Origin of the sequence: Streptomyces sp. CGMCC 4.7035 (assembly GCF_031583065.1) — a bacterium.
Lineage (GTDB): Bacteria > Actinomycetota > Actinomycetes > Streptomycetales > Streptomycetaceae > Streptomyces > Streptomyces yaanensis.
In genome coordinates this window covers 3695217-3715316 of sequence record NZ_CP134053.1, presented here as the reverse complement: position 1 = coordinate 3715316, position 20100 = coordinate 3695217, and the positions used below count along the sequence as shown (strand labels likewise).

Sequence of the window (20100 nt, the reverse complement as noted above, 5' to 3'; positions counted from 1 at the left end):
AGGCTGTCGTCGACGAACCCGGCGCAGGTGCGGAAGAGTTCTGCGTTGCCCAGCCCGGCAAGTTCCTCTCTCAGCTGCGGATCGGCACGGATGAGGACAGCCTTGAGTTGGTTGATCGCCTGGGTGCGGGCCTTGACCGCCGAGTCCTTGGCCAGCTTGTACATGCGGGCGATCTCCACTGGCCCATCGCCCGTCTTGGCCTGGGCGCGCGCCCGCCCGCTCAGCACCGCCCGGGCCGCGTTCTCAGCATCGAGTGGGTCGGTTGCCTCGCCGTCGTCGGTCGGCCCGGTCGAACCGGTTCACATCGAAGACGTCCACGCCCTGGGCCAGCAGGTAGCGGGACAGGGTCGCCCCGAAGGAACCGGTCCCTTCCACTCCGGCCCGCCGCACCGTACCCGACGCCCTGGCCCACCCCAGCAGGTTGCGGTAGCCGGCCGCGCTGGCCGGGAACTCCTGGGTGCCGATCACTTCCCCCACCAGGGAGAGCACGGCGGCCACATGGGCATCCCGGTGCGTGTCCACTCCCAGGACCACCTCCCTCGCCGGCCGACGCCGACGAGGACGCGAAGCGGTGGACGTGCCGGTCATGCTCGTTCCCTTTCAGGCCGACGGCTTATCGCGTAGCCGGTAGCGGGCCGTGCGGACGGTCAGAATCGTGATGACGCCTTTCCGGCAAGCCCCTATCGAGACACGTCCATCAGCCCGAGACCAACAGTGCGCAGTCCCCTGGCCGGCGGTCGACACAGTGTGATCAGGACACCTCGGTCAGAGATCTCAGGAGTCAGACCCCGCCGTAGGACAGGCACCCACCTACGGTTCTCGGCCCAACCGGCTTCCAGCCACGTCAGCCCGCTCGTTCGAGCGAATTGACTCGAAGCACCGGTCGCCTACCACCGGAACTGGCACCATGCCGCCGTCGTGCGTCACCTCGAGTCGAAGGCGGACCATTGGAACGGCGGTCAATGAGCGGCAGCTGTCGGTGTTGCAGTGGGTGGGAGCCGGGTGCCCTGCAGGCGTATGGAACACAAGCTCCTACAAGACCACCTGCCAGGCACTCCACAACCGTGGCCTGGTGACGGTCTCCCGGAAGGCCGGGCAGTGGAGCGTCGCCCTGACAAGCGCCGGTCGGCACTACCTGGCGCACGGCACGTACCCTCCCCGCGGATCACGCCCGCGGAAGACCCAGGCCGCCGGTCCACGACCTAAGTCCACCAGAGCGCAGGAAACTCCGGCCACCGAGCGGAAGCCAAGCCCTCCCTCACATCCTCGTGTGACGCTCACGGAGCAGCTGTTACAGGAGCTCGCGGAGGCCGGCGGCAAGATCGTCAAGAGCGGCAGCGGTCCCGGCTTGGAGAAGTGGCCGTCCCGCGTCGCCGCCGCACGCAGGTCCGGAAGGGTTCCGGAGACGAAGGAGCTGTACGGAAACTGGTGCCGCGACGGGTACGAGATCAAGCTCGTCGACATCCCCGCCTGGCGCCTTGCCGTCCTCGACCCCGTCCCCGTGCCCTCGCGGCTCACTCGGCCGCACACCGTGGTGCGGGCCATGCAGAACGAACGCCAGCCGCTGGGCCTGACCAAGCCCGTCCAAGGACGCGCTCTCCGGCTCATCCAGGCACTGATCACCGCCGCCGAGGCCGACGGACACACCTGCTCGGCCGGGCAGACCGGCTTCGCGCCCCCACCTCATCGCCGCCGCAGGGCAAATCCCCACTTCACCATCACCGCACAGGGCCAGACAGTGGGGTTTGTCGTCCTCCAGGAGCAGGACCGGGCCGAGCACGTCGCCACCGAGAAGGAACTCGCCGACGCCAAGAAGCACTCCTGGGTCAGAATCCCCCGCTTCGACTACACCTCATTGAGGTTCCCCCGAGATGCGGAGGGTGGTGACAGAGGGTCAGATGGTTCTCATGAGAGGAGCATCGACCATGGCTGCACCCAGGAAGTACTCGTTGGAGTTGCGTGAGCGCGCGGTGCGGATGTATCGCACTACGGAGCCGAGGCCGCAGATCAAGAAGCTGGCCGTCGACCTCGGCGTGCACCCCGAGGCCCTGCGCGGCTGGATCCGCCAGGCCGAGGCGGACGCCGGCGAGCGCGACGACCGGCTCACCACCGACGAACGCGCCGAGCTCGTGGCCCTGCGCAAGGAGAACGCCCAGCTCAAGCGGGCCAACGACGTCCTGCGGACGGCCTCGGCTTTTTTCGCGGCGCAACTCGACCCGACCCGGCCCAGGTGACGGCGCTCGTCGATGAGCATCCCCGCCTGGGAGTCGAGTGCGTACTTCGGGAACTGCACATCCCCTCCTCCACCTACTACCGCTGGCGCCGGGCCGAGGAGGAGCCGTGCGAGCGGCGTCGGCGCGATGTCGAGCTGACCGGACGGATCAAGGAGATCCACGCGGAATCCGGTGGCGTCTACGGCTCCCCGCGCGTGCATGCCGTCCTCAGCCGCGAGGGCGTTCACGTCGGGCGCAAACGGGTCGAACGCCTGATGCGCGAGGCCGACATCGCAGGCATCAGCCCACGCCGCAAGGGCTTCACCCGCCGCGACCCCAAGGCCACGCTCGCCCCGGACCTGGTCGAGCGGGACTTCACCGCGAGCGCGCCGAACCGGCTGTGGGTCACCGACCTCACCATGATCTCCACCGGCGAGGGCCCGTTGTGGCTCTCGGCGATCCGGGACGCGTTCTCCCGCCGGGTGGTGGCCTGGGAGACCTCGGCCCGCGCGGACGCCGACCTCGTCCTGACCACGCTGGAGTACGCGCTCGCGTCCCGCGAGGTCGAGCCCGGCAAGCTCATCCATCACGCCGACCACGGCTGTCAATATACGTCTATTAAGCTCACAACTCGCTTGGTGCGAGCGGGAGTTCAGACGTCCATGGGGTCGGTCGGGGACTCGTTCGACAACGCGCTCGCGGAAAACCTGTGGATGCTGATCAAGACGGAGTGCGTGCGCGGTCGGGTCTTCGCGACCAGGGCCGAGGCGAACCTCGCGCTCTTCGAGTACATCGACGGCTTCTATAACTGCCGGCGCACCCAGGAACGGCTCGGCTGGCTCAGCCCGATCGAGTTCGAGGAGAAGCACTACACCAAGCAGGCGACGGCCGAACCGACGAACCTGAACACCCGTCAACCCTCTCTGATCAGCTGATCAGTACCTCTCGCGCAGCGGGGGAACCTCAAACCCGTCGCTCCGGCGAGCATGCCTGACGACGATAACCTCGTCGCGGCGTACCTCGGGCTCGTCAACCACGTCCTTGCGCTGGAGGGCATGGCCGAGCCGTGGCCCGAGATGATGCAGACGTCCACTTACTGGCGCGGTTACGGGATCGCAGAGGCACTGAAACCGGGGGCCGGGGATGGCGGCCGAGCACTCCTGGAACTGCTAGCGGAATCGCGGCCGTTGCTCTCGCAGCCAGTCTTCTCCCAGCTCAACAACCACTTCAGCCGCTTCGGGGCGCGCCGGAACGCCCTGTCACACGTCACGGACGATGCGCGTCGTCCAGAACGGTTCGTGAAAGTCGTCGAGGACACGCATGGCTGGGAGCACCTGCGGGTGACCCTCCGTGGCCTCACGCAGTTCGTCTGCCAGGAGGTCTCTCGCCTGCTGTACGAGGAAAACCCACCACCGGCTCTTCGGAACGATCCGTGGAGCTACCTCGTGCGGGAGATGCCTACGGAGTGGTGGGCTTAGAGGCGTGCTACGAGAGTACGGAAACTGAATGCCCACGGCGTCAGAGAGCTAGCTAGTCCGAAGGGCAAGGGCGGCTGGGACAGGCTGTCCGCCGGGCTCGCAACCATCGCCCGTCAATCCCTGTTCAACAGCACCATCTCCGATTCAAGGGCTGGGCGCCGACACACCAGATCGCGAGCCGTCGCCGGGCTGCACACGCGGCTCTTGGCGGATGTGATCGCCTCCGGCGCCCCGTCTAGGAGCACCACGGCTGGCTGCCTATCTATCCTCCTCGAGTTGGTACACCCGGCTGTGCGCCCCTCTGATGCCCGTAACCGTCACACTGCTGCTCGGACGGCAAGTCAGCTGCTGGAGCGGCTGCGGGATGATGCGTACAGAGACGGGGCCGGCCCCGGACTCCAGCCCGGAGACGACGACGAGGAAGAAGTCGTCACTCTCCACTGCTCGCTGGAATTCCGCGGGCGTCAGCAGCACCGTGTCCGGCTCGGTGTCTTTGTATGCCTTGAGTTCGTAGAACCTCGACAGTGCGTCCACCGCGTCGGCGCCGAGGCCACGCTGGGCTCGTAGGTCGCGCAGCCAGTCATCGTCGGCGGCGAGTGCCTTGCGCACCACGTCCAGAGCCACCTTTTCCTGCTCCAGGCTCGTGTAAGCGCGCGGTGGCGTGTGCTGTTGGGGGATCGCTGATCCGGCGCGGGGCTGCGGCAGGCCGGACGTTCCCGATGTGTACCCGCTCGGCCGTGCGGTGGGCGCGTCCGCGGCCGAGGAGCTCGGTGGCGTGATGATGCCGCTCGGGTCGACGAGCCGGAGTCTGCCGGGGTCGACGAGCTTGCGCGGTGGAGCGGCGGGAGCCGCAGGCGGGGCTGACGGCCCCGTCGCGGGCGGCGGTCCGCCGGGGACAAGCGGGAGGATCACCGCCGTGCGTGAGGTACCGGCTGCCGTGCCGGCCTGCGCCTTGGTCGCGGTACGCCGTTGGTCCACCTCGCTTCCGAGTTCCCGGAGCCGTCGTTCGCGTTCGGCCTCCGCCGCTTCCCGGTCGCGCCGCACCTGATCCTCGGCAAGGCTCAGTTGTACGGCCGTACGGCCCTTCTCGGCCTGGTCACACGCTGCTCCCCAGGCGAGGGCCACCTCGCGGCGGCTGCCCGGAAACCGGGCGGCGATCGACCGGCCCACCCCGGATGTGCGTGTCAGAGCGGCAATGTCACGCACGTACAACGTGCCCGAGGACCAGTCGATCCCGGCGTCCACTGGCACGTGCACCGTCTCGCCCGTGTCCGGAAGATCGAGGCAGCAGGCCAGGTGAGGGGCGATGCATACAGTCAGGTCAGCCAGCTGGTCCCACGAGCAGTCCAGGGACTGCGCAACGCTCGCGGCGTTGCGCTGCAGGTCCTCGCGGAGGTGGGTGACGGCTGACCGGACCAGCGCTGTGGCGTCCGGGTCCGCCAGGGCCGGGCCAGGGCTGTACACGGTGACATGCTCTGCGGCGAGCTCGCTCACGCGCAGGGCTCCGATCAACGGTCGGAACTGCTCCAATTCGGCTCCCGGGCACCACACCGCACGTTCCCGGCCCAGCGCCTCGGCTACCACCGGGTCTTCGACGGCGTACACGGGCCGCTTGCTTCGCCAGCCCTGGCTCGTCCAAAGGGGGAGGCGTCCCAGGCGCTTGGCCGTCAACGCGCCGGGATGAGTACGGCCCAGAGCGGCGAGCATCTTCAAGGTCTCCAGGACGATGGACTGGGTCGTCCCGTCCGGATCGTCCCGACCCTGCTTCCGGTCCTGCTGTGCCAGCTCCTTGATCACGGCCGTGGCGTCGTCCACAGTCGGCAGGCGCACTGCGAGCCGCTGCCAGAACTCCTCGCTGCCTGGAAACGTGGGAGCGAACGCACGGAGCGGACCGAAGAGCGGCGCTCCGCGCAGGCACTGGCTCGGCCGGCGCCAGCCGGAGTCCGTGAGGACGAGGCCGCTCCCCTCGCCGAATGCCCGAAGGACCGAGCCCAGGGACATCTCCCCCGAGGCTCTCTCGCCACGGCCAAAGGCGCGCTCTGCCAGGGCTTGGTAGAGGATCAGCGCCGCGGGCACATCCCTGTCGCCGCCCTCTTCCTGCCGTCGGCGCAGGCGCTGCAGACATTCCACGAGGTCCTCCGTGCGGGCCTCTGCAGAAATGCCCAGGGCGCGCAGCACATCACTGCGTCTGCCGACCAGTTGCTGGATCTCGGGATGGAGGAATCGCTCGTCGTCCGCCCCGTACACCGCGACCGTGCCGGTGGTCCGCATGCGGAGTCGAGCCGGGGCAGACAGTGCGCCGTTACCGGCGTCCAGCCATGGTGTGTCGCGCAACTGCCAGAGCCAGAAAGCTGCGGTCCTGCCTCGGTTCTGCCATGCGTAGTAGTCGTAGACGGCATCCACCTCGTCGTGGTCGGAGAAGCGGCTCCATGCCCGCCCGAGGACGTGAAACAGCGCTGCCGCCCTGCGCCTGCGGAGCTGCGGGTCCTGCTCCGCCGCTATGCCAGAGGCGACGGCACGTAGGTCGGGGCTTTCGTAGTCGTCGAGCGTGAAGGTCGCTTCCAGAACGCGCAGGGCATCAGTGCGTGCTCGAGGTCCCGAAATGACTTCCGCCGGCAGCCCCTTCGGGCTCTGCGTGAAGCGTTCCCGCGCCCCCGGGTGCCTGCGCAACCTGGGCGCGGTCTCCGCGCCCAGGAGCCTCAGGAACTTACGGGCGCCCATCCCGGCGCCGCCGCGCTGCAGGACCTCGGCGTACCGGGGCCGCAGCCACACCAGCCCGGCCGTGCGACCGGCGGCGAAGGCGAAGCTCTCCTCGCGTTCCGAACTGTCCAGTCGGGCGGGTAGGTACGCCCGGGCGGGAGCGACGTCGATGTCTTCACGCTTTCCGGCCCGGTCGTAGCGATGCCCCTGCAGCCGGATTGCGTGGCCCACGTCGCGCCCCAAGGTCTCACGCTCGTGGTCTGGCACGCGTGCGAACCCGTCGCGCAGTTCGATGAGCTGGTCATCTGACAGCCGCAGTACGTTCGGGCCGCTGCTCCCCGCCGCGCCGATAGCCGCGAGGCGCCGGATCACGGCCACCGCGTCCGCGTCGGTCAGCAGCGCCTCCCGCTTACGGAGCCATGTCCTCACCGACCGCGCCTCGTCGGTGTCGGCGAGGAATGCCGGATGGATTTCCCGGGAGAATCCGAGACTGGCGCCGAGGCCCCGCGGGGCGTCGGTGAACACCGCTGGCTCCGCGGGCCGGGGCACACGGTGACGGCCCCCTGAGCTGTCCACGAGCCAGCGGCTCGACAGCAAGGAGGAGTAGCTATTCGAGGCAAGTCCCACCGCGGCGAGGCGGATGTTCGCCTGCGGCGACCGGGTTTCGTCGTCGAGGAGGCGTAGCGCGTCGTAAAGGTCCACCGTCACGGGAACCGCACTGTCGTGGTTCTCCCAGTCCGCCAGCACCTCGCGCCATCGACCGTCCTCGTCCCGCGCCACCTTGGGCAGCACGGCGGTCCGCTCGGCGACGCGGGAGATCTCTTCTTCGGTGACCACGCCCACCAGCGTCTCGTCCTCCACCGCGAGATCATCCAGGCCGAGCGGCCCGTAGCCCGGGACGTCCAGGACGAGACCGTGGGACACGCCCGCCCTGGCACGGTCGAGGAGTAGTCGCTCCAGCGCGGCGACCGGGTCGCGGGAGTCGCGCATGTCGTCGGGGAGCGGCACGGCGCGCCAGGCCCGTGCCGGATCCCGCCGGAACTGCCACAGGGCGGCGGCCGTCCACAGGTCACCCACCAGTTCATTCAGTGCGCGGTTCCACGGGGTGTCGTCGAGCGCCTGACGGCTGGCGATCGGATCGAACTGGGCGCTGATACAGAGGGACAGAGCGGTGTCCGCGACCGGAAGACCGGCGTAGATCCGCCCGGCGTCATCGGGTCCGAGAGGAAGAGCCACAGCGATTGCGGTGGTGGACCCCACCGCCTTGTGAGACCGGGTGATCCCGGAGGGGCTGGGAACGGTCGTACGGCAGATCAGCCACCGGGACCCGTCGCCGGCGCGTGCCTCGCCGGTCTCCACGTCGGCGCTCTGCCCGCCCACCACGGCCTCGAACGGCTCGCCGGTCTCACGGTCGAGCGCCAGCCGGTGCCGGTCACGACCTTGTTCGTCCAGGTGCGTGACGCTGCCGACACTGCCGAGGAAAAGCAGCGCGCTGTCCCCCCACTCGGCAAGCCACGCGTCCACCTCGTCCGCGCCGAGCACGCCCGGCTCCAGAGGAACCCGTAGAACCGTCCAGGCGTCGCCCGCGAACCAGTCAGGCAACGGGAACGGCCTGGCCACGGCGATGTCAGGATCGCCGACCCGGAACCGGTAATGCCCGCAGTGAACCTCCAGATGCGGGGAGAGGGACTGGAGGGTCATCAGGCCGATCCCGAACCTACCGGTGGATTCCGCCTGCTCTGCCTTGCTCGTCAGCCAGGGCATCGCCAGGGCCAGAACGTCCGGCAACCGTACGGGACTGCCGTTGTGGGCGACGAGGAGTTCCTGTCCCCTCGTCAGAATGCGTACGTCCGTGGCGCCGAGGTCCTCGGCGTTCTGCACGATCTCCGAGAGTCCCTGGAGACGGTCGCTCGACAGATTCCCCGCGTGGTCTCGGGTACGTCTCAGCGCGTGCCGTACTTGACCGTCCAGTCGCGCGAACCGGCTGCCGAGTCGCTCGACCGCCGCCTCAGTCGCCGCCTCACCCTCCGGCTCCGGTACGACGGCTCCTTCTGGGATGCCCTCCATGGAGAAGAGCGCATCGGCGGACGCAATTCCCCGCTCCACTGCAGCTGTTCGACGCACCGCATCCCCCGTGGTCATCCCTGTCCCCCGCATACCTCGACACTCCCCACGACACAGGGTAACGAGGCCAGCGCAATCAGCACACGTCAACCCGAGACCTGTCGCCGTATAGCCCGAGCCCAAAGAACAGCCCCAACGCGCTGCTCAACGGGTTAAGCCCGACAAGTCGATTGACCCGCGCTACCTGATCCAGGACGACCACTTCACGCTCCGTCAGGAACAGCGTCGACCGAGCGTCAAGACATTTCCCGAACCCGTCTCTTACGGAGCTGAGACAGAGCGTTCTGGACCAACGCCCACGCTGCGAAACCGCAGCTGAGACACGTGGGGGAACCTACAACATGCTCCACCCGGTGAACTTCGGGAAACAGGTCGAGCGCGCCCGGCCTCGCCTGAGAAACCTACAAAACCGCAGGTCAGCGCACCTTCACCGCAGGCTCCAGAATAGCCACGCACTCCACGTGCGACGTCATCGGAAAGATGTCGACCTGAGCGATCTTCGGAAAACCCGAGGTCAGATCCCATTTCCTGGTCCATCGCCATGCATGCGGGTGCCCAGGGAGTCAAACGGGGCGTCACGGCCGCCAGTCCGCCCTTTCAACCCGGTCGCTCCAGCCTTCGCCAACACCCTGCTCGACGCGACCGGCGTCCTTCTCGGCCAACTCCCGCTCAGTCGCGACCGGGTGTGGCTGGTCGTGCGAGACGCGGGCCTGACGGATCGGCAGGTGGGCGACTCGTGGTGGAACGCTCCCTGTCAGCCGACCTGCTGCACCTTGATCGCGTCGCTCACCCGAACCGTCCCGGCTGCAAGGACGTCCAGGTAGACACCGAGCACGATGCCGGGATCCGCCGGGAGTTCGTGGACGGTCGAAGTACGCGTCAACTGGCCCGAAGACCGACCGCCAGCGTCAGTTCAAGGACCCGGTGCGGCGATGCGAGATCCGGAAACAGCTCCCGCAGCTGCGACATCCGGTACCGGACTGTCTGGGGATGGACGAACAACGCCGCCGCCACCTCCTCCCGCCTGCCCTGGTGCAGCAGCCACGCCCGCAACGTCTCCTCCAGCCGCCGTGCGGTCGCGACAGGCAAGGTGCGCAACGGTGCGAGGGCTCGGGCACGCAGGTCTGCGAACGCGTCCACGTCGGCGCTCAGCACCAGCTCGGGCAGGTGGTCCTCGGTGTCGCGGATATCAGAGGAGAGGGAGCGCGCGCGTGCGGCTCGTGCGTACGAGGATGACGCACGAGTCCACGGCCGGGCCGGGCCCACCACGGCGGTGCGGTCGGTCAGCTGCCGCACGAGATGTGATCGGTCGGAATCGGGGACGAGCAGCACACCGGTGGCGTCCGGCAGATCGTCGAGGACGAGGGTGCTCGGGTCGAGCGCGCGGTAGGCAGGCCGGGCCTGGGCGGCGGGCAGCAGGACCGCCGTCAGCGTAACCGGAGGCTGCCATCCGGCCCGTTGAGCAGAGGCCAGCAGCACGTCCGGGCTCGCGCCGGCGAGGAGGTCGCGGGCCAGGTGTTCCAGGTGGCGCTCGTGGGCCCTGCCCCGGGCGGCCAGTTCGTCGGCGTGGCCCGCGGCGCTCGCGGCGGAGAGCTCGTCAATGTAGGCGAAGGTCAGCTCGGCGAACTTGGCGACCTCGGCGGCGGGCAGACCGGCGGACACGGCGCCCGCTGCCAGGCATCGCCAGGCCACGCGGGCGCCGACGCGGTAGGCGCTGAGCAGGGCGTCCATCGAACGGCCGTCGCGCACCTCGCCGCGGCCCAGCTCGTAGGCCGCGTCACCGCCGTCGCCGCCCGTGACGTTCCCGCTCGCGAGGTCCAGGTAGTGCCCGAGGGCGGTGCGAACGGCTTGGCGGATGGTGCCGCCCATGTGGCCCGAAAGGGCGTTGGCGTAGGAAGGGACCTCGTCGATGATCGCCTGGACGACCTCGTCGGCGGTGGTCTTCAGCGCGGCCCGAAGTGCGGTGACCGTCGTCTCATCCAGGGCCAGTTCGCTGGCCCTCTGGGTTACACGACTCACGTTTTTATTCCCTGCGAACAATTCCACCCACCAGATTCACGTCCTACGGTCAGGACTTTACGCCCTGAGACGCAGCAAGCTGGAGTCATGACGAGTGCAGCCCTTCGCAGCAGGGCGTGGAAACTGCTGGAGATGGTCACGACGCCGCTGCTGCCGTCGGACTACCTCGACCTGGTCAGCCCACTGCGTGCGGGCGCCGACCTGCGGGGGCGCATCGAGGCCGTGCACCCCGAGACGGATGACGCCGCGACTGTCGTGATCAGGCCGGGACGGGGCTGGCGCGGCCACACAGCCGGTCAGTACGTGCGGATCGGGGTCGACGTCGACGGCGTACGCCTGTGGCGTGCCTACTCCATCACCTCGCCGACGAACCGCCAGGACGGCCGCGTCACGATCACCGTGAAGGCGATCCCGGACGGCAAGGTCAGCAACCACCTGGTCCGCAGGGCGAAACCGGGCACGCTGATCCAGCTCGACCAGGCGACCGGTGACTTCGTGCTGCCGCCTGCCAAGCCCGCCAAGGTGCTCTACCTGACGGCCGGCAGCGGCATCACGCCCGTGATGGGCATGCTGCGCGACATCGAGTTCGACGACGTCGTCATGGTCCACTGCGCGCCACGGGCGCAGGACGTGATCTTCCGAAACGAACTGCACGATCTGGTCGCGGACGAGAAGCTGCGGCTCATCGAGGTGCACACCGACACGGACGGCATGCTCGACATCGCCCGTCTCGACGAACTCGTGCCCGACTGGGCCGAGCGCGAGACCTGGGCTTGCGGGCCCGCGGGCCTGCTTGACGCCGCCGAAGAGCACTGGAGCGGGCACGGCGTCCAAGTGCGCCTGCACACCGAACGCTTCCGCCCCAGAATCGTCGTCGCCGGCGACGGCGGCGAGGTCACGTTCAGCGCCACCGGCAAGACTGTCGACGCGGACGGCGCCACGCCGTTGCTGGACGTCGGCGAGGAGGCCGGCGTGCTCATGCCGTCCGGGTGCCGTATGGGCATCTGCTTCGGCTGCGTCACGCCACTCAAGGCGGGCGCCGTCCGCGACCTGCGCACCGGCGAGATCACCGAGGCCGAGCCGGGCGTCCTCATCCAGACCTGTGTGTCCGCCGCGGCGGGCCCTTGCGACATCGAACGGTAGGAGCACCTTGACCGCCATTGACCCCACCGCCCACCTGACGGCGGAGCAGATCGAGGAGCTCGGCCGCGAGCTGGACGCGATCCGCGACAAGGTGATCGCCGGCCGCGGGGAGAAAGACGCCGCCTACATCCGTAGGGTCATCTCGGCGCAGCGCAAGCTCGAGTTGGTCAGCAGGGGTGTGCTGCTGTTCTCGATCTTCCCGCCGGCGTGGCTGCTCGGCACCGCCGGTCTGTCCGTGGCGAAGATCATGGACAACATGGAGATCGGCCACAACGTCCTGCACGGCCAGTGGGACTGGATGCGGGACCCGAAGATCCACTCCACCACTTGGGAGTGGGATCACGTCTCGCCGTCCGAGCAGTGGAAGCACTCGCACAACGAGCTGCATCACACGTACACCAACGTGATCGGCAAGGACAACGACCTCGGCTACGGCATCATGCGCGTCGACGAGGACCAGGAGTGGCACCCGTTCCACCTCGGTCAGCCGCTGTGGAACTTCATCAACGCCTGCTTCTTCGAGTACGGCATCGCGGCGTACGACCTGGAGCTCGGCAAGAACCTGCACAAGCGGCGCCGCAAGAACCCGGAGTTCCGCGCGCGGGCCAAGGTCGTGGGCCGCAAGATCCGCAAGCAGGTGCTGAAGGACTACGTGATCCACCCGCTGCTGTCGGGCCCGTCGTTCCTCACCACGCTCGCCGCCACGTTCACCGCGAACCTGGTCCGCAACATCTGGTCCCACTCGGTGATCATGTGCGGGCACTTCCCCGAGGGCGTGCAGGTCTTCGAGCGCCGGTCGATCAAGGGCGAGACGCGCGGGCAGTGGTACCTGCGCCAGATGATGGGCTCGGCGAACATCAGCGGCAGCAGGGCCATGCACTTCATGACCGGCAACCTGTCGCACCAGATCGAGCACCACCTGTTCCCGGACCTGCCGAGCAACCGGTACGCCGAGGTCGCAGTGAAGGTGCGCGCGCTGTTCGAGAAGTACGAGCTGGAGTACGTCACCGGACCGCTGCCCCAGCAGGTGTTCTCCGCGTGGCGCAAGGTCTTCCGGCTCTCGCTGCCGAACAAGAAGCCCGAGGTCAAGACGCCGGACCGTGAGCAGGAGCTCGTCGCCGCCTGATGGGTACAAGCGCCTGGCTCACGAACCCGAGGTCAGGCGCCCTTGTCCGCAGGCTCCAGAATCGCCACGCACTCCGCGTGATGCGTCATCGGAAGGATGTCGGCCTGAGCGCGAGTAAGAAAACCAACAGGTCAGAGGTCATTTCCTGGCCCTGCAAAGATCGCGTGAGGAGCTCGGAGCGTCAAACGAGCGTCACGGCCGGCGATCCGGCCTACCCTGCTCAGCTCCCCACGTGGTCACAAGCCGAAGACACCGCCCTCGATCAGGATGAGCAGGCCGAGGCCGATCAGGACCGGCAGGAGGACACCGGCTGAGTGCTTCCGATGACCGGGCGGGGCGAAGAAGCGGCCCGCGAAGCACCACACGACCACCAGGATCAGGAAGGCGACGGCGTAAACGTTCATCTCGCCCACGCCGGCCGTGGCGAACACGCGGACGTAGACCCCGATGTTGTCACCGCCGTTGGCAAAGGTGACGCCGGCGACCTCCAGCGTCTTCGGACCGCCTTCGATCGTCTGCTGCTCCCCGCCCCCGTCGTCGCGGTGCCGCCATGCCCGCCAGGCCGCCTTCATGCCGAGCGCGAGGGGCAGCAGGCCCAGGTACGGGATGGCCGCCTCGGGCAGGAACGTCACCCCGAACGCCGCGGCTAACGCGACGGCGAGGATGGCGGCGAAACCGAGGTACTGACCCACCACGATCCGGCGGGCAGTGCCCTGGTGGCCCGCGCCCTGAGCGAAGAACAGCGACAGGGGTGGTGAGAACAGGACGCAGAACGTCGGGCGGGCAGTAACCGTGGTCCCTGCCCGCCCGACGCGTCGGTTCACGACTTCCGGATCAGAGGTGCATCGGTGCGGGCGGCGATGTCCTCGGCGGTGACATCCGGCGCGCATTCCACGAGAGCGAGGCCCTCGGGAGTGACGTCGAGGACGCCGAGGTCGGTGATGATGCGGTGGACGCACCGTTCGCCGGTGAGCGGCAGGGTGCATTCGGTGAGGATCTTCGGGCTGCCGTCCTTGGCGGTGTGTTCCATCAGGACGATGACGCGGCGGGCGCCGTGGACGAGGTCCATCGCGCCGCCCATGCCCTTGACCATCTTGCCCGGGATCATCCAGTTGGCCAGGTCGCCTGCGGCGGAGACCTGCATCGCGCCGAGCACGGCAGTGTCGATGTGGCCGCCCCGGATCATGCCGAAGGACAGGGCCGAGTCGAAGAAGGAGGCCCCGGGCAGCACCGTGACGGTCTCCTTGCCCGCGTTGATCAGGTCGGGGTCGACCTCGGCCTCGGTCGGGTACGGGCCTGTGCCCAGGATGCCGTTCTCGGAGTGCAGGACCACATGGACGTCCGGGGGCAGGTGGCCGGGGATGAGGGTGGGCAGGCCGATGCCGAGGTTGACGTAGGAGCCGTCGGTGAGTTCGGCGGCGGCGCGGGCGGCCATCTGGTCCCGGGTCCAGCCCAGCTGCGTTCCGAGGGTGGTGCTCATGCGCGTACGGCCCCTTGTGTCGAAGACGCGGAAATGGAAAGGCGCTCGATCTGCTTGTCGGCGGCCTCGGTCGGGGTGAGGACCACGATCCGCTGGACGAAGATGCCCGGCAGGTGGATTTCGTCCGGGCTCAGCGCGCCCGGCTCGACGAGCTCCTCCACCTCGGCGACGGTGACGCTGCCCGCCATCGCGGCCAGCGGGTTGAAGTTGGCGGCGGACTTACGGAAGACCAGGTTCCCGTGGCGGTCGCCGCGCCAGGCCCGTACGAGGGCGAAGTCGGTGGTGATGCCGTGCTCCAGGACGTACGCGCGGCCCGCGAAGTCGCGGGTCTCCTTGGGCGGGGAGGCCACCGCGACCGTGCCGTCGGGCCGGTAACGCCAGGGCAGCCCTCCCCTGGCCACCTGGGTGCCCACCCCTGCCGGGGTGTAGAAGGCGGGGATGCCCGCTCCCCCGGCGCGCAGCCGTTCGGCCAGCGTGCCCTGCGGCACCAGCTCCACCTCCAGCTCGCCCGACAGGTACTGACGGGCGAACTCCTTGTTCTCGCCCACGTAACTGCCCGTGACACGGGCGATCCGGCCGTCGGCCAGCAGGACTCCCAGTCCGCGCCCGTCCAAACCGCAGTTGTTCGACACGACCTCCAGGCCGGTGGTGCCCTGGGCGTGGAGTGCCTGGATGAGCACGCCGGGGATGCCGCTGAGGCCGAAGCCGCCGACGGCCAGCGACGCGCCGTCGGGGATGTCGACGACCGCCTCGGCGGCGCTAGCGCGGACCTTGTCCATGAGAGAGAGGGCCTTTCTGTCGTGGCTGTCCTGCGTGGTCGCCGGTTCAGGCGTCCGCGCGCAGAGCGTCAGAGATCGACTTGGCGCCGCCGTGCGCGGTGAGTCCGCCGTCGACCGGTATCTCGGCCCCCGTGATGAAGGACGCCTCGTCAGAGAGAAGGAAGACGACGAGCGGGGTGATCTCGTCGACGGTTCCGGTGCGGCCGAGCGGTGTCTCGCGGACGTTCGCCTCTCGGAAGCCGGGCGCCGCGGAGGCGGTCATGTCCGTTTCGATGAAGCCGGGATGGACGATGTTCACGCGGATGCCGACGGGCCCCAGTTCCATGGCGGCGGTCCGCGACAGGCCGCGCAGGGCCCACTTGCTGGCCGTGTAGGCGACCGGGTAGTGGCCGGTGAGCGCCGCGGACGAGCCGACGTTCACGATCGAGGAGCCGGGTGGCATCAGCGGGGCAAGGTGCTGGATGCCCAGCAGCGGGCCAGTGACGTTGACCGCGTGGACCCGGGCCATGTCCTCGGGCCGTACGTCGTCGATCCGGGCCCGCCAGGTGACGCCCGCGTTGTTGACCAGGCCGTGCACCTGCCCGTACGCCTCACGCAGGTCGGCGGCGAGTTCCGCCCAGTCCTTCTCGTTCGTGACGTCGAGACGGCGGCAGCCGGGTGACTCCGAGACGTCGGTGGCGATCACCCGGGCGCCCTCGCGGGTCAGCGACTCGGCCTCCGCGGCGCCCTGGCCACCGGCCGCGCCCGTGACCACGACGACCTTGCCGAGGAGCCTCTTGGGGTGCAGGTCGGTCACGGCCGCTCCCGGGGGCGGCGCCGGGCGACCGGAACCGGTATGGGATCAGGGCCGGGCACCACGGTGTTGGAGACGGAGCCGATGCCCTCGACGGTGAGGGTGACCGTGTCGCCGGGCTTCAGGGGAGGCGGGTACTGCTCACCCCGTACACCCCACAGCTCGGCGAGGCAGCCGCCGTTTCCGCAGGTCCCGGAACCGAGGACGTCGCCGGGGCGGACGACGGTGCCGCGTGAGGCGTAGGCGGCCATCTCCTCGAAGGTCCAGCTCATGTTGGACAGCAGATCCTTGCCCACGACCTCGCCGTTGATCTCGGCGGTGAGCGCCAGGCGCAGGAAGCCGTCCGCGTCGCGGTACTTCCCCAGCTCGTCGGCGGTGACCAGGTAAGGACCCAGCGTGGTGGCGGTGTCCTTGCCCTTGCAGGGGCCGAGGCCGACCTTCATCTCGGCGGACTGCAGGTCCCGTGCCGACCAGTCGTTGAAGACGGTGTAGCCGACGATGTGGTCGCGGGCCTGCTCGGGCGTGAGGTCGCGGCCCTCCTTTCCGATCACGGCGGCGACCTCCAGCTCGAAGTCGAGCACGCTCGACCCCGGCGGCATGGGGATGTCGTCGTACGGCCCGTACATCGCGTAGGGGTTGCCGAAGTAGAACGTCGGGGCCGCGTACCACCGCTCCGGTACCCCGGCAGCCCCGTCCACGGACCGCCGTACGCCCTCGACGTGCTCCTCGAAGGTGACGAAGTCCCGCACGGTGGGCGGCTGGAGCGGCGCCAGCAGTCGTACGTCGGCGATGTGGGGGCCGGCCGGAACGTCGAGGGTCGCGGAGCCCGCGTCGAGCAGTTCGGGCAGGCCGCCGCCCTCGGCGAGCAGGCCGGTCAGTGAGCTGACGCCGGGCAGAGGGTGGAGCGTGCCGTCCTCTGAGACGACGGCCACGTGGCGTCGGTTGCGGTACTCGTACGCGGCGAATCGCATGGCAGTTTCCTGTCGGCTGTCGGCGTGAGGGGTGGCACGAAGGCCGGGGGTGCGGCATGGGAGTCAGGGCAGTTGACAGTGCAACCGCACCCCCGGGGACTGAAGGCTCCGCCGATCAGACCGGCGGGGCGACGAAGACGCCGCGGTCGACGTCGTTGAACGACTCCTTGGTAACCAGTTCGTTCATCGGGTTGGCCGTGCCCCACTGGTCGGTGACCTCGGGCTTGGAGAAGTCGTAGACGTGCGGGTGCCAGGTGTCCTCGTCCAGCAGCTCCAACTCCGTCGTGTACTCCACCGTGTTGCCGTGCGGGTCGAGGAAGTAGGTGAAGGTGTTGTCGCCCGCCATGTGCCGGCCCGGCCCCCAGATCTTGCGGGCGCCGGAACGGATGACACGGCCGGAGCCGCGCATGTACTCGTCGATTCCGCGCATCTCGAAGGAGATGTGGTGCAGCGAGGTGTGCGGGCCCTTGGCGATGGCCATGGAGTGGTGCTGGTTGCTGATCCGCATGAAGTGCATGACGTCGCCGATGTGCGGATGGCCGAGCGTGTCGGACAGCCGGAAGCCGAGGTGCTCCTCGTACCACGCCTTGGTCTTGTCCAGATCCGGCGAGTTGAGCACGACGTGCGACAGCTTGACCGGGATCGACTCCTTCTCCTCGATCTTGCGGTGCTGCCGCACCTCGACGTCGGCCGAGACCTCGATGGTGCGCCCGTCGACGTCGAAGAAGCGGAAGCCATAACCGCCGCCGGGTGTGTCCACCTTGCCCGGCTGGGAGATCAACTGCACGCCCCCGGCGAGGAGTTGCTCGGCGAGCGTGTCCACGTCGGCCGGGCTCGCGGCACCGTAGGACACGAGGTCGAGACGCTTCTCCTCGGCCTTGCGCAGCCGGACGACGTACTGCTCCGGGCTGCCCTCGGCGGCCAGGAAGGAGATGCCGGAATCCTCGGCGACCTTGGTCAGGCCCCAGACTCCGGCGTAGAAGTCGAGTTGCTTGTCGTAGTCCGGCACGGCGAGGTCGACGTGGCGGAGGTGGGTGAGCAGGCGGTTGTTCATGGGGGGAGCTCCTCAGACGAGGTTGAGCAGAGCCGCGGCGTTTCCGCCGCGGACGGAGTGGAAGTCGGTGTCGGGCAGGTCCGCGGCGCGCAGCGCGCCGAGCGGGTCGTCGGTGCCCATGTCGAAGGGGAAGTCGGAGCCGAGCAGGACCCGTTCCGGGCCGACCGCTCGCAGCAACTCCCGCAGCACCTGAGGGTCGTGGACGAGGGAGTCGAAGTACAGCTGCTTCAGATAGCTGCTCGGTTCCCGCTCACAGCCCCTGGCGTCGGGACGGGACCGCCAGGCGTGGTCGGAGCGGCCGATGTGGGTGGGCAGGTAGCCGCCGCCGTGCGCCGCGATCAGCTTCAGGCCCGGATGACGGTCCAGGACGCCGGAGAAGATCAGGTGGGAGAGGGCGACCGCGTTCTCGGTGGGCTGGCCGACGGTGTTGGACAGGTACCACTGGTCCAGGCGCTCGTCGAGGGAGCAGCCGAACGGGTGCAGGAAGACCAGGGCGCCTGTCTCCTCCGCACGGGACCAGAAGGCTTCGTACGCCGGGTCCGACAGTTCGTGGCCGGGCGCGTGCGAGGAGATCTCCACTCCACTCAGCCCTTGGTCCAGGGCGTGGTCGAGCAGGCCGACCGCGAGGTCGGGATGCTGGAGCGGGACCAGGCCCAGGCCGTGCAGGCGGTCGGGAGCCTTCGCACAGTGTGCGGCGGTGCCCTCGTTGGCCAGTCGGCAGACCTTCTCGGCCAGTCGGGGCTCGGCCCAGTAGTGGTAGTGGGACGGCGAGGGGCTGACCAGCTGGATGTCCACGCCCTGCGCGTCCATGGCCGTCAGGCGCACCGCGGCGTCCGTCAGCTTCGGCACGCGCGCGCCGACCATCGGACCGTTCACTGCCAGGGCCGCCGGGCCGTTGCGGCGCGCGTCGAGGGCGCGGGCCTCGGCGAGACCGGGATGACCGGCGACGGCCTCCTCGACCTCCGGGAGCAGGAGGTGGGCGTGGACGTCGATGGTCGGCGCGGAGGATGCGGTGGTGGTCACGGGCGTTCCTTGAGGAGGTTCATGGTGCGGCCGACCAGCCCGGCCATGTCGGCGTCGCGCACACCGTCCAGCTGCCACTGGCCGATCTGCATGGACGCCTCGACGACGGTGCGCACCCGGGGAATGCGGCGGTCGTGGTAGGCCTGGAGCAGCTCGTCGTCCCAGTCCCGGCCGTCGGCCACGGCCCCGCTGAGCAGCTCGGCGAGGACGAGGGCGTCCTCCAGGGACATGGCCGCGCCCTGGGCCAGGGTGGGCGGGCAGCAGTGGGCGGCGTCGCCGATGAGCACGACCCGGCCCCGGTGCCAGGAGTCCTCGACCAGCAGGCGGTCGAACCAGGTGTAGTTGACCTTCTTCGGGTCGGTGATGTGCTCGGTGATCTCCGGCCAGACCCCGCCGTAGCTCTGCGCCAGGCGGCGCATCTCGTCGGCGTAGGTGGCCGGGTCGATGGAGGCGCGGTCGCGGCACCCTTCGACGACGTACGCGTAGATAGTGTTCTCGCTGGTGGGGCAGTAGCCGGCGATGTAGGCGGGGCCGCCGTAGGCGAGGTCGGTGCGCGTCACGCTCTCGGGCCGCGGGGCGGCGATGCGCCAGATGGCCATGCCGGTCGGCTCGGGTTTGTCCGTGATGCCGATCGCGGCGCGGGTGGCGGAGTTGACTCCGTCGGCGCCGATCACCAGGTCGTAGCGGCCCTCGCTGCCGTCGCTGAAGCGCACCGACACGCCGTCGGCGTCCTGCTTCAGCGCTTCGGCGGTGATGCCAAGGCGAACGCCGGCGCCGGAGGCGCGGACCGTGTCGATGAGGATCTGCTGCAGCTGGGGGCGCTGCATGCCGAGGGTGGCGGGCAGGTCCTCGCCGCCGGTCTGGATGTCCTCGGCGACGAACAGGACGGTGCCGTCGGGGGTGGTCACGCCCAGCGAGCCGAAGGCGTATCCGGAGGCTTTCACCTGTTCCCACACGCCCAGTTCGCGCAGGACCCGCAGGGCGTTGCCCTGGAGGGTGATGCCGGAGCCGGTGGTGGCGTTCCCGTCCGGCTTGGCCTCGATCAGGTCGACGGCGATGCCGGCGCGGCGCAGCAGGATGGTGACGGCGTTGCCTGAGGCGCCCCCGCCGATGACCAGGACGGTGGGTGTGCCCCCGGCCGGAGGCTGGGAGAGAGTGCGGCTGTCAGCCATGTCGGGGATTCCTCCCGGGGTTGGG

General features: G+C 69.1%; 18 protein-coding genes. 6 read left to right on the top strand and 12 right to left on the bottom strand.

The window, feature by feature from the left end:
* Window positions 1-243 precede the first annotated feature (243 nt).
* A complete protein-coding gene (locus Q2K21_RS15825) occupies window positions 244-522 on the bottom strand; it encodes an IS110 family transposase (RefSeq protein ID WP_310771214.1) in 279 nt (92 codons plus the stop codon).
* Window positions 523-1270: 748 nt separating this feature from the next.
* Between Q2K21_RS15825 and Q2K21_RS15820 the strand changes: the two genes are divergently transcribed.
* The 4 genes from Q2K21_RS15820 to Q2K21_RS15805 are packed head-to-tail and all read left to right on the top strand — an operon-like array spanning window position 1271 to window position 3691.
* Window positions 1271-1963 carry a hypothetical protein gene (locus Q2K21_RS15820; protein WP_310771212.1) on the top strand — a complete coding sequence of 231 codons (693 nt, stop codon included), beginning with the start codon at window positions 1271-1273 and terminating at the stop codon, window positions 1961-1963.
* Window positions 1926-2234: a transposase gene (locus tag Q2K21_RS15815; RefSeq protein ID WP_310771210.1), complete on the top strand. Its 309-nt coding sequence runs from the start codon at window positions 1926-1928 to the stop codon at window positions 2232-2234. The genes Q2K21_RS15820 and Q2K21_RS15815 overlap by 38 nt, the downstream gene beginning before the upstream one ends.
* A complete protein-coding gene (locus tag Q2K21_RS15810; protein WP_310771208.1) occupies window positions 2231-3148 on the top strand; it encodes an IS3 family transposase in 918 nt (305 codons plus the stop codon). The genes Q2K21_RS15815 and Q2K21_RS15810 overlap by 4 nt, the downstream gene beginning before the upstream one ends.
* Window positions 3149-3199: 51 nt before the next feature.
* Window positions 3200-3691 (top strand): hypothetical protein, encoded by a 492-nt coding sequence (locus Q2K21_RS15805; RefSeq protein ID WP_310771206.1) that lies wholly within the window; start codon window positions 3200-3202, stop codon window positions 3689-3691.
* A 258-nt stretch (window positions 3692-3949) separates the two neighbouring features.
* On the opposite strand, the gene Q2K21_RS15800 is transcribed toward Q2K21_RS15805, so the two are convergent.
* The 3 genes from Q2K21_RS15800 to Q2K21_RS15790 form a co-directional block, all read right to left on the bottom strand.
* Complete coding sequence (locus Q2K21_RS15800; protein WP_310771204.1) at window positions 3950-8458, bottom strand: sacsin N-terminal ATP-binding-like domain-containing protein; 4509 nt, start codon at window positions 8456-8458, stop codon at window positions 3950-3952.
* A gap of 811 nt (window positions 8459-9269) precedes the next feature.
* Window positions 9270-9398, bottom strand: a complete 129-nt coding sequence (locus Q2K21_RS15795; RefSeq protein ID WP_267911787.1) for a hypothetical protein — start codon at window positions 9396-9398, stop codon at window positions 9270-9272.
* Complete coding sequence (locus Q2K21_RS15790; RefSeq protein WP_310771201.1) at window positions 9395-10534, bottom strand: PucR family transcriptional regulator; 1140 nt, start codon at window positions 10532-10534, stop codon at window positions 9395-9397. Before Q2K21_RS15790 ends, Q2K21_RS15795 begins: the two co-directional genes overlap by 4 nt.
* Window positions 10535-10621: 87 nt before the next feature.
* On the opposite strand from Q2K21_RS15790, the gene Q2K21_RS15785 reads away from it, so the two are divergent.
* The gene (locus Q2K21_RS15785; protein WP_310771199.1) at window positions 10622-11677 is read left to right on the top strand and encodes a ferredoxin reductase; all 1056 of its coding nucleotides are present in this window, start codon (window positions 10622-10624) and stop codon (window positions 11675-11677) included.
* Between the two features lie 7 nt (window positions 11678-11684).
* Window positions 11685-12803, top strand: a complete 1119-nt coding sequence (locus tag Q2K21_RS15780; RefSeq protein ID WP_310771197.1) for a fatty acid desaturase family protein — start codon at window positions 11685-11687, stop codon at window positions 12801-12803.
* Between the two features lie 236 nt (window positions 12804-13039).
* On the opposite strand, the gene Q2K21_RS15775 is transcribed toward Q2K21_RS15780, so the two are convergent.
* The 8 genes from Q2K21_RS15775 to Q2K21_RS15740 all read right to left on the bottom strand — a co-directional run bounded on the left by Q2K21_RS15775 (window position 13040) and on the right by Q2K21_RS15740 (window position 20075).
* Window positions 13040-13627 carry a cadmium resistance transporter gene (locus Q2K21_RS15775; RefSeq protein ID WP_310771195.1) on the bottom strand — a complete coding sequence of 196 codons (588 nt, stop codon included), beginning with the start codon at window positions 13625-13627 and terminating at the stop codon, window positions 13040-13042.
* Window positions 13624-14259 carry a CoA transferase subunit B gene (locus tag Q2K21_RS15770; RefSeq protein ID WP_310780989.1) on the bottom strand — a complete coding sequence of 212 codons (636 nt, stop codon included), beginning with the start codon at window positions 14257-14259 and terminating at the stop codon, window positions 13624-13626. The genes Q2K21_RS15775 and Q2K21_RS15770 overlap by 4 nt, the downstream gene beginning before the upstream one ends.
* A gap of 20 nt (window positions 14260-14279) precedes the next feature.
* Entirely contained in the window at window positions 14280-15062 is a 783-nt protein-coding gene (locus Q2K21_RS15765) for a CoA transferase subunit A (RefSeq protein WP_310771193.1), read from the bottom strand.
* Between the two features lie 46 nt (window positions 15063-15108).
* Window positions 15109-15858 (bottom strand): SDR family NAD(P)-dependent oxidoreductase, encoded by a 750-nt coding sequence (locus tag Q2K21_RS15760; protein WP_310771190.1) that lies wholly within the window; start codon window positions 15856-15858, stop codon window positions 15109-15111.
* Window positions 15855-16826, bottom strand: a complete 972-nt coding sequence (locus Q2K21_RS15755; protein WP_310771187.1) for a fumarylacetoacetate hydrolase family protein — start codon at window positions 16824-16826, stop codon at window positions 15855-15857. The genes Q2K21_RS15760 and Q2K21_RS15755 overlap by 4 nt, the downstream gene beginning before the upstream one ends.
* A 115-nt stretch (window positions 16827-16941) precedes the next feature.
* Window positions 16942-17880, bottom strand: a complete 939-nt coding sequence (locus Q2K21_RS15750; protein ID WP_310771184.1) for a VOC family protein — start codon at window positions 17878-17880, stop codon at window positions 16942-16944.
* A 12-nt stretch (window positions 17881-17892) separates the two neighbouring features.
* Window positions 17893-18903, bottom strand: a complete 1011-nt coding sequence (locus tag Q2K21_RS15745; RefSeq protein WP_310771182.1) for an amidohydrolase family protein — start codon at window positions 18901-18903, stop codon at window positions 17893-17895.
* Window positions 18900-20075: an FAD-dependent oxidoreductase gene (locus tag Q2K21_RS15740; RefSeq protein ID WP_310771180.1), complete on the bottom strand. Its 1176-nt coding sequence runs from the start codon at window positions 20073-20075 to the stop codon at window positions 18900-18902. Before Q2K21_RS15740 ends, Q2K21_RS15745 begins: the two co-directional genes overlap by 4 nt.
* Window positions 20076-20100: the final 25 nt, after the last annotated feature.

Coding starts and splice junctions, on each gene's coding strand:
- Q2K21_RS15815 (WP_310771210.1), top strand. CDS start 1,926: ATGGCTGCACCCAGGAAGTACTCGTTGGAGTTGCGTGAGCGCGCGGTG.
- Q2K21_RS15805 (WP_310771206.1), top strand. CDS start 3,200: ATGCCTGACGACGATAACCTCGTCGCGGCGTACCTCGGGCTCGTCAAC.
- Q2K21_RS15800 (WP_310771204.1), bottom strand. CDS start 8,458: ATGGAGGGCATCCCAGAAGGAGCCGTCGTACCGGAGCCGGAGGGTGAG.
- Q2K21_RS15785 (WP_310771199.1), top strand. CDS start 10,622: ATGACGAGTGCAGCCCTTCGCAGCAGGGCGTGGAAACTGCTGGAGATG.
- Q2K21_RS15765 (WP_310771193.1), bottom strand. CDS start 15,062: ATGGACAAGGTCCGCGCTAGCGCCGCCGAGGCGGTCGTCGACATCCCC.
- Q2K21_RS15755 (WP_310771187.1), bottom strand. CDS start 16,826: ATGCGATTCGCCGCGTACGAGTACCGCAACCGACGCCACGTGGCCGTC.
- Q2K21_RS15750 (WP_310771184.1), bottom strand. CDS start 17,880: ATGAACAACCGCCTGCTCACCCACCTCCGCCACGTCGACCTCGCCGTG.
- Q2K21_RS15740 (WP_310771180.1), bottom strand. CDS start 20,075: ATGGCTGACAGCCGCACTCTCTCCCAGCCTCCGGCCGGGGGCACACCC.